At 41.3% G+C, this 6388-nt stretch carries 6 protein-coding genes; 1 reads left to right on the forward strand and 5 read right to left on the reverse strand.

Annotated elements, in window-relative coordinates:
- Positions 1 to 51: 51 nt before the first annotated feature.
- Both dapA and ligA read right to left on the reverse strand, forming a co-directional pair.
- On the reverse strand, positions 52 to 945 hold the full coding sequence (gene dapA / locus TY03_RS09330; protein WP_042369489.1) for a 4-hydroxy-tetrahydrodipicolinate synthase: 894 nt from the start codon (positions 943 to 945) through the stop codon (positions 52 to 54).
- Positions 946 to 1048: 103 nt separating this feature from the next.
- Positions 1049 to 3046, reverse strand: coding sequence for an NAD-dependent DNA ligase LigA (ligA, locus tag TY03_RS09335; protein WP_042369490.1), 1998 nt, complete (start codon positions 3044 to 3046; stop codon positions 1049 to 1051).
- A gap of 74 nt (positions 3047 to 3120) precedes the next feature.
- On the opposite strand from ligA, the gene trmD reads away from it, so the two are divergent.
- Positions 3121 to 3798, forward strand: a complete 678-nt coding sequence (gene trmD, locus TY03_RS09340; RefSeq protein ID WP_042369492.1) for a tRNA (guanosine(37)-N1)-methyltransferase TrmD — start codon at positions 3121 to 3123, stop codon at positions 3796 to 3798.
- Between the two features lie 90 nt (positions 3799 to 3888).
- On the opposite strand, the gene TY03_RS09345 is transcribed toward trmD, so the two are convergent.
- The 3 genes from TY03_RS09345 to TY03_RS09355 form a co-directional block, all read right to left on the reverse strand.
- The gene (locus tag TY03_RS09345; protein WP_042369494.1) at positions 3889 to 4800 is read right to left on the reverse strand and encodes a dihydroorotate dehydrogenase; all 912 of its coding nucleotides are present in this window, start codon (positions 4798 to 4800) and stop codon (positions 3889 to 3891) included.
- Positions 4788 to 5564, reverse strand: coding sequence for a dihydroorotate dehydrogenase electron transfer subunit (locus TY03_RS09350; RefSeq protein ID WP_042369496.1), 777 nt, complete (start codon positions 5562 to 5564; stop codon positions 4788 to 4790). Before TY03_RS09350 ends, TY03_RS09345 begins: the two co-directional genes overlap by 13 nt.
- Before the next feature lie 70 nt (positions 5565 to 5634).
- On the reverse strand, positions 5635 to 6087 hold the full coding sequence (locus TY03_RS09355) for a helix-turn-helix domain-containing protein (protein ID WP_042369499.1): 453 nt from the start codon (positions 6085 to 6087) through the stop codon (positions 5635 to 5637).
- Between the last annotated feature and the right edge of the window lie 301 nt (positions 6088 to 6388).

Genomic DNA, 6388 nt, shown 5'->3' on the forward strand with positions numbered 1-6388 from the left:
AAGTTGGTTTTCAGGCGCTTTTTGATGGATGCTTTCTGGTTTTAATCCTTCTTAGCACTTTATGTTTAATTCATTTAAGACCTTTCGAATAGCTTCGAATGTGGTAATACGGGTGGGCACCAGTGGTAAACGCAGTTTGTTTTCAATCATTCCCATGGCATTGAGCATTGATTTTACTCCCGCAGGATTGCCATCGACAAATAAAAGATTGAATAATTCGGTAAATTTATGGTGGATGGTCAGTGCATTTGCAAAGTCTCCTTGCAAAGCCAATCGGGTCATGCGGCTAAACTCGCGAGGAAATGCGTTTCCTATGACCGATATGACACCAACGGCGCCTAATGTGATCAATGGGAAGGTAATACCGTCATCGCCCGAAATAACGTCAAAATTGGCCGGTTTATTCTTAATGATATCATCCATTTGGGTAATGTTTCCGGAGGCCTCCTTGATTGCAATCACATTTTTAAAATCGCGGGCAATGCGCAATGTTGTTTCGGCGGTCATATTGACACCTGTGCGTCCCGGAACGTTATATAATACAATCGGAAGTTCGGTAGCTTCGGCAATGGCTTTGTAGTGCTGATAAATTCCTTCCTGCGAAGGTTTATTGTAGTAAGGAACCACAGATAGAATTGCATCTATGCCGGTGAAATCGTCATGTTTTAATGTTTCGACTACTGCGCGGGTATTGTTTCCGCCTACTCCCAATAAAATAGGGATTCTTCTATTTACTCGATCGATCACCATTTTAGTGACCTTCTTTTTTTCTTCTTCAGTCAAAGTCGGAGTTTCGGCTGTTGTTCCCAGCACACAAAGAAAGTCAGCATTATTCTGCAGTAGGTAATCCACCATTCGCATTAACGCATCGTAATCAACGCTCTCATCTTCTTTGAAAGGAGTAATCAGTGCTACCCCCATTCCTTTCAATTTCGTTTGTATCATGAGTATTAATAATGATCTCTTAATAATTCTATCGCAAAAGTACGAATATTTTCGATTTTACCCGCAATAATCATATATAAAATAAGGATATCGTAGAAAAATGTTACGATATGAGCGCTAAAAATGCCTCTTCGTTCACAATTTTCACACCCAGCTTATTCGCTTTCTCCAATTTGGCAGGCCCCATGTTTTCGCCTGCTAAGATGAAGCTTGTTTTGGCCGAAATGCTTCCTACGTTTTTTCCCCCGTTCTTTTCGATGATTTCTTTATATTCATCGCGAGAATGGTGTGAGAATACGCCGCTAATTACAATCGATTGTCCGGCCAGTTTATCGGTATATTCACTCAGGTCTTTTTCGGCACGGTATAATTGCAGTCCGGCGGATTTTAAGCGATTGACTAATGCGCGATTGGTATCATTTGCAAAGTATTCCAGAATGCTTTGCGCTATCTTTTCCCCGATTTCATCGACGTTCTTCAATGTTTCGAGGTCGGCACTTTCCAATTCTTCTATGTTTTGAAAAGCTTTTGCGATCTTTTTGGCAACAGTTTCGCCTACAAAGCGAATACCCAAAGCAAAGATGACGCGTTCGAAAGGAACTTCTTTGCTTTTAGCAATTCCGTTGATGATGTTTTCGGCCGATTTATCACCCATTCTATCGAGCCCCTTAAGGTCATTGGTCGTTAATAGATACAGATCGGCTGTATTGTGAATTAGCCCTTGCTTATAAAACAGATCCACTGTTTCGGGGCCTAGTCCGTCTATATTCATCGCCTTACGGCTGATGAAGTGCTCGATCTTGCCTTTAATCTGAGGAGGACAAGCTGTTTCGTTGGGGCAATAATGAGCTGCTTCTCCTTCGTATCTAACCAGCTTGCTGCCACATTCGGGGCAATGAGCGATGAACTTGACTTTTTCGCCTATCATAAAGCGTGCGGCTGTATCTACGCCGGTTATTTTCGGAATAATTTCTCCTCCTTTCTCAACGTACACCATATCGCCAATATGTAAGTCAAGCCCATCGATGATATCAGCATTGTGTAGCGAAGCTCTTCTTACAACCGTACCGGATAGTTGAACCGGATCCAGATTTGCGACTGGTGTAACTGCTCCGGTGCGACCTACCTGGTAGGTTACCATATTTAAGCGTGTAATGGCGCGCTCGGCTTGAAACTTATACGCAATGGCCCATCGGGGAGATTTGGCAGTGAATCCTAAATTCTTTTGCTGATTCAGGCTGTTTATCTTAATAACAATGCCATCGGTGGCAACCGGCAGATTTTTTCGCTCCACATTCCAGTAGTTGATAAAGTCAAAGACTTCGTCAAGAGTTTGGCATTTGCGTGTTAAATCTGAAATTTTAAATCCCCAGCGGGCGGCCTCCTGTAGATTTTCATAATGTCCGTCGCAAGGGAGATTGTCGCCAAGCAGATAGTAGAGGTATGCATCCAACTTTCTTGAAGCAACAACAGACGAATTTTGCAGTTTCAGTGTTCCCGATGCCGCGTTTCGCGGATTGGCAAAGAGCGGTTCTTCCCGGGCTTCTCTTTCGCGGTTTAGTTCTTCGAATACATTCCATGGCATTAGAATTTCGCCACGTATTTCGAATGATGCCGGGTAGTTATCGCCATGCAATACCAAGGGGATGGTGCGGATCGTTTTTACATTGTCTGTTACGTCGTCTCCCTTCTCTCCATCACCGCGGGTTACCGCACGTATGAGTTGCCCGTTTTCGTAGGTGAGTGAGATAGAAGTACCATCGTATTTCATTTCGCAACAAACCTCAAAGTCTTCATTGAGAGCCTTCCGAACTCGTTCATAAAAGTCGGTCACTTCTGCTTCCGAGTAGGTATTTGCCAACGAAAGCATCGGGTATTTATGTGCTACCTGCGTAAAGTTTTTATTGAGATCGCTTCCTACCCGCATGCTTGGAGAGTTCTCATCAGCATACTCGGGGTGTTGCTTCTCCAGTTCTTGCAGCTCATACATTTTATCATCGAACTCTTTATCCGAAATTTCGGGTGCATTGAGTACGTAATAATTATAGTTGTGCCGATGGAGCTCGGTGCGCAGTTCCTCTATTTTTTCTTTTGCAGTCATATTTCTTGGATTGTTTCGGGCAAAAATACAGGTTTATCTTTGAATATTTGTAATTTTGCAGAAAATTTAAAATTATGCGTATTGATATAATAACCGTGCTTCCCGAGATGCTTGAAGGTTTCTTCAACTGCTCCATCATGAAACGTGCTCAAAACAAAGGTCTTGCCGAAATTCACCTTCATAATCTTCGAGATTATACTGAGGATAAATATCGCCGGGTAGATGATTATCCATTTGGCGGTTTTGCCGGAATGGTTATGAAGATCGAGCCGATTGAGCGTTGCATTAATGCATTGAAGGCGGAGCGAGAATATGATGAGGTTATTTTCACAACACCCGATGGAGCGCAGTTTGATCAGAAGATGGCAAATACGCTTTCGTTATCCGGCAATCTCATTATTCTTTGTGGTCACTTTAAGGGAATTGATTACCGCATTCGCGAGCATTTTATTACCAAGGAAATTAGTATTGGAGATTATGTTTTGACCGGTGGAGAACTTGCCGCAGCTGTTATTGCGGATGCTATTATTCGAATTATCCCGGGTGTTATTTCGGATGAGCAGTCTGCGTTATCTGATTCTTTTCAGGACAACTTATTGGCTGCTCCCGTCTATACGCGCCCTGCTGAATACAATGGTTGGAAGGTGCCGGATATTTTACTTTCGGGGCATGAAGCTAAAATCAAAGAATGGGAGCTTCAGCAATCCATGGAGCGCACTCAGCGTTTGCGTCCCGACTTGTTAGAGAAGTAATCTCTTGTTCGACATAGATACACAAAGAAGCCCGGCTGTTTAAGCAAAACAAGCCGGGCTTCTTTGTGTATATCTTCTTTGTCTATTTTATCAGAGTTCGAGCGCACCGATAATTTCAGATACCGATTTGCAACCTTGTCTGTCCAGGTAATCATTTATACCATCTACTACTTTAATGGTTACTGCCGGATCGATGAAGTTGGCCGTTCCTATTTGGATAGCCGATGCTCCTGCAAGCAGAAATTCTACGGCATCTTTCCAGTTCATAATACCTCCCAACCCTATGACAGGTATTTTTACCGCATTGGCTACTTGCCAGACCATGCGCAGGGCGATTGGTTTTACTGCTGCACCCGATAATCCTCCGGTGACGGTCGAAAGGATTGGTTTTCTACGTTCGGCATCAATGGCCATGCCTAATAATGTGTTGATTAGCGATATGCTATCGGCGCCGTTTGCTTCTGCTGCACGTGCCATCTCGGCAATATTGGTCACATTGGGAGACAGCTTAACAATAAGTGTCTTTTTGTAAGCTGAACGTACTGCGTTTACAACTTCTGCTACTCCTTCGGTGGTTACTCCAAATGCCATACCACCTTGCTTTACATTGGGGCACGAGATGTTTAATTCTATAGCAGGAATCTTGTCAAGCTCATTCATGATTTCTGCTGTTTTTACATAATCTTCGATGGCAGATCCCGATACATTAACGATCATGTTTGTCTGAATGTCCTTAATACGGGGATATATCTGTTCAGCAAAGTAATTTGCTCCTTTATTTTGCAGTCCCACAGCATTTAACATGCCTGCGGGAGTTTCTGCCATACGTGGATATGGATTGCCTTCACGGCTGTGAAGAGTGGTTCCTTTCACAATGATACCGCCTATTCGCGTGATATCAATGAAATCAGCGAACTCTTCGCCATATCCAAATGTACCGGATGCAGTCATTACCGGATTTTTCATCTGCAATTCACCAATATTTACACTTAAATCTGCCATAGTAGTTTCTTGATATTAAAAATAGGACCTTCTTTACATACGCACAAATGACCTTCGGTAGTATCTTCTACGCAGCAGAGGCAGGCACCTATACCGCAAGCCATTGTGTTTTCTAAAGATACTTCACATTCTATTTGATTACTTTTGGCATATTTGGCAACAGCCATCATCATGGGTTTAGGACCACATGTGTAAATCTGTTCAAAGTTTACTTTTGTCAAAATAGAATGCTGTGTTACATATCCTTTTTCTCCATGGCTACCATCTTCGGTGGTAGTATATACTTCACCAATGGCTTTGAAGTCGTCTAATTGCAGCAAATCTTTATTACTACGTGCACCTAATAAAAAGGTAGGTTTACTGCCGTTTTGTGCTAACTGCTCGCCCAGATAAAGCATTGGGGCTGTTCCGACGCCTCCGCCTACTAAAAGTAGCTTATCGGAGGGCGTTTGTGATATTGTGAAACCATTTCCCAGGGGTAGAACTACATTGATTATATCTCCCGGCTTAGCTTCTGCTAAATGCTTGGTTCCATCTCCGACGAGCTGTATGAGAAACCAAACCTCATTGCGTGCTCTATCTATATAATTGATAGAAATAGGGCGGCGTAAGAAGGTGGTGGGTGAACCGTCTACTCTGATTTCTGCAAATTGTCCCGGCAGCATTTCGGGAAGTCGTGACTGATCTGTCAGTTTCAGTAATGCATAGTTAGCATGCAGTCTGAGGTTTTCAGTAACAGTCAGGTCTAAAATAAATTTTTTCATGTATTGAAGCATAAATTCATATTCTGTTTGCAAAGATACAGGAAAATGTGCAAACAGTCATTCTTAGCCTTCATTTTTCGCCTTTGAATATTTCGTAGGTATTATCATCGAAAAATATTCTTATTTCAGTAATTTTTCTGTGAGGCTTTTCGATGTACTTAATCTCCTGTTTTACAATCTCTTTAGCTTGGATTTCGGCCGTTCGTAATGCGATTTCCTTAAGATTTTCTGCGCTGATTGTATCGTTGGATGAATTTATGGGATTCTCGTCAAATAAAGAAGGTTGAAAATCAATACTATTGCCTGTATTTTGGAGCATATTGCCTTTACCGTACAATAGCCACTCTAAATTGATGTAGTCGTACTTCTGGTGTACTTTCATAATAACATCTAAGCTTGGGTTATTTCGCCCGTTTAAAATGTGAGAAAGAGTAGACTGCTGGATGCTGATGCTCTCAGCAAATGCTCCTGAGGTCATATTTTCTCTTTCCATGATTGTTTTGATTCTGTCTTTAATATCCATATCCTTCTATAGTTTACAAATGTATGTTACTTGGATGTATTCACAAAAGTATATTTGTTATAAGTGAATGCACAAAGGTAAAAAAATAAAATCACAAAAGCAAATTACAAATATAAAATACAATATTCACAAAAGACATTTAAGTAGTGAAAGAGCGTATACCGACCGCTTATTCTATTCATATTAATATGATTTCATATTAAAGTATTGGTTTATTATAATTTTATAACTATATGGTAATCATGTATTTTATGCATGCTTAATATGCTTGTTTTAACTATATTACAAATGTTTGCTATTT

Origin of the sequence: Bacteroides neonati, assembly GCF_000499785.1 — a bacterium.
Lineage (GTDB): Bacteria > Bacteroidota > Bacteroidia > Bacteroidales > Bacteroidaceae > Bacteroides > Bacteroides neonati.

Coding starts and splice junctions, on each gene's coding strand:
- dapA (WP_042369489.1), bottom strand. CDS start 945: ATGATACAAACGAAATTGAAAGGAATGGGGGTAGCACTGATTACTCCT.
- ligA (WP_042369490.1), bottom strand. CDS start 3,046: ATGACTGCAAAAGAAAAAATAGAGGAACTGCGCACCGAGCTCCATCGG.
- trmD (WP_042369492.1), top strand. CDS start 3,121: ATGCGTATTGATATAATAACCGTGCTTCCCGAGATGCTTGAAGGTTTC.
- TY03_RS09345 (WP_042369494.1), bottom strand. CDS start 4,800: ATGGCAGATTTAAGTGTAAATATTGGTGAATTGCAGATGAAAAATCCG.
- TY03_RS09350 (WP_042369496.1), bottom strand. CDS start 5,564: ATGAAAAAATTTATTTTAGACCTGACTGTTACTGAAAACCTCAGACTG.
- TY03_RS09355 (WP_042369499.1), bottom strand. CDS start 6,087: ATGGATATTAAAGACAGAATCAAAACAATCATGGAAAGAGAAAATATG.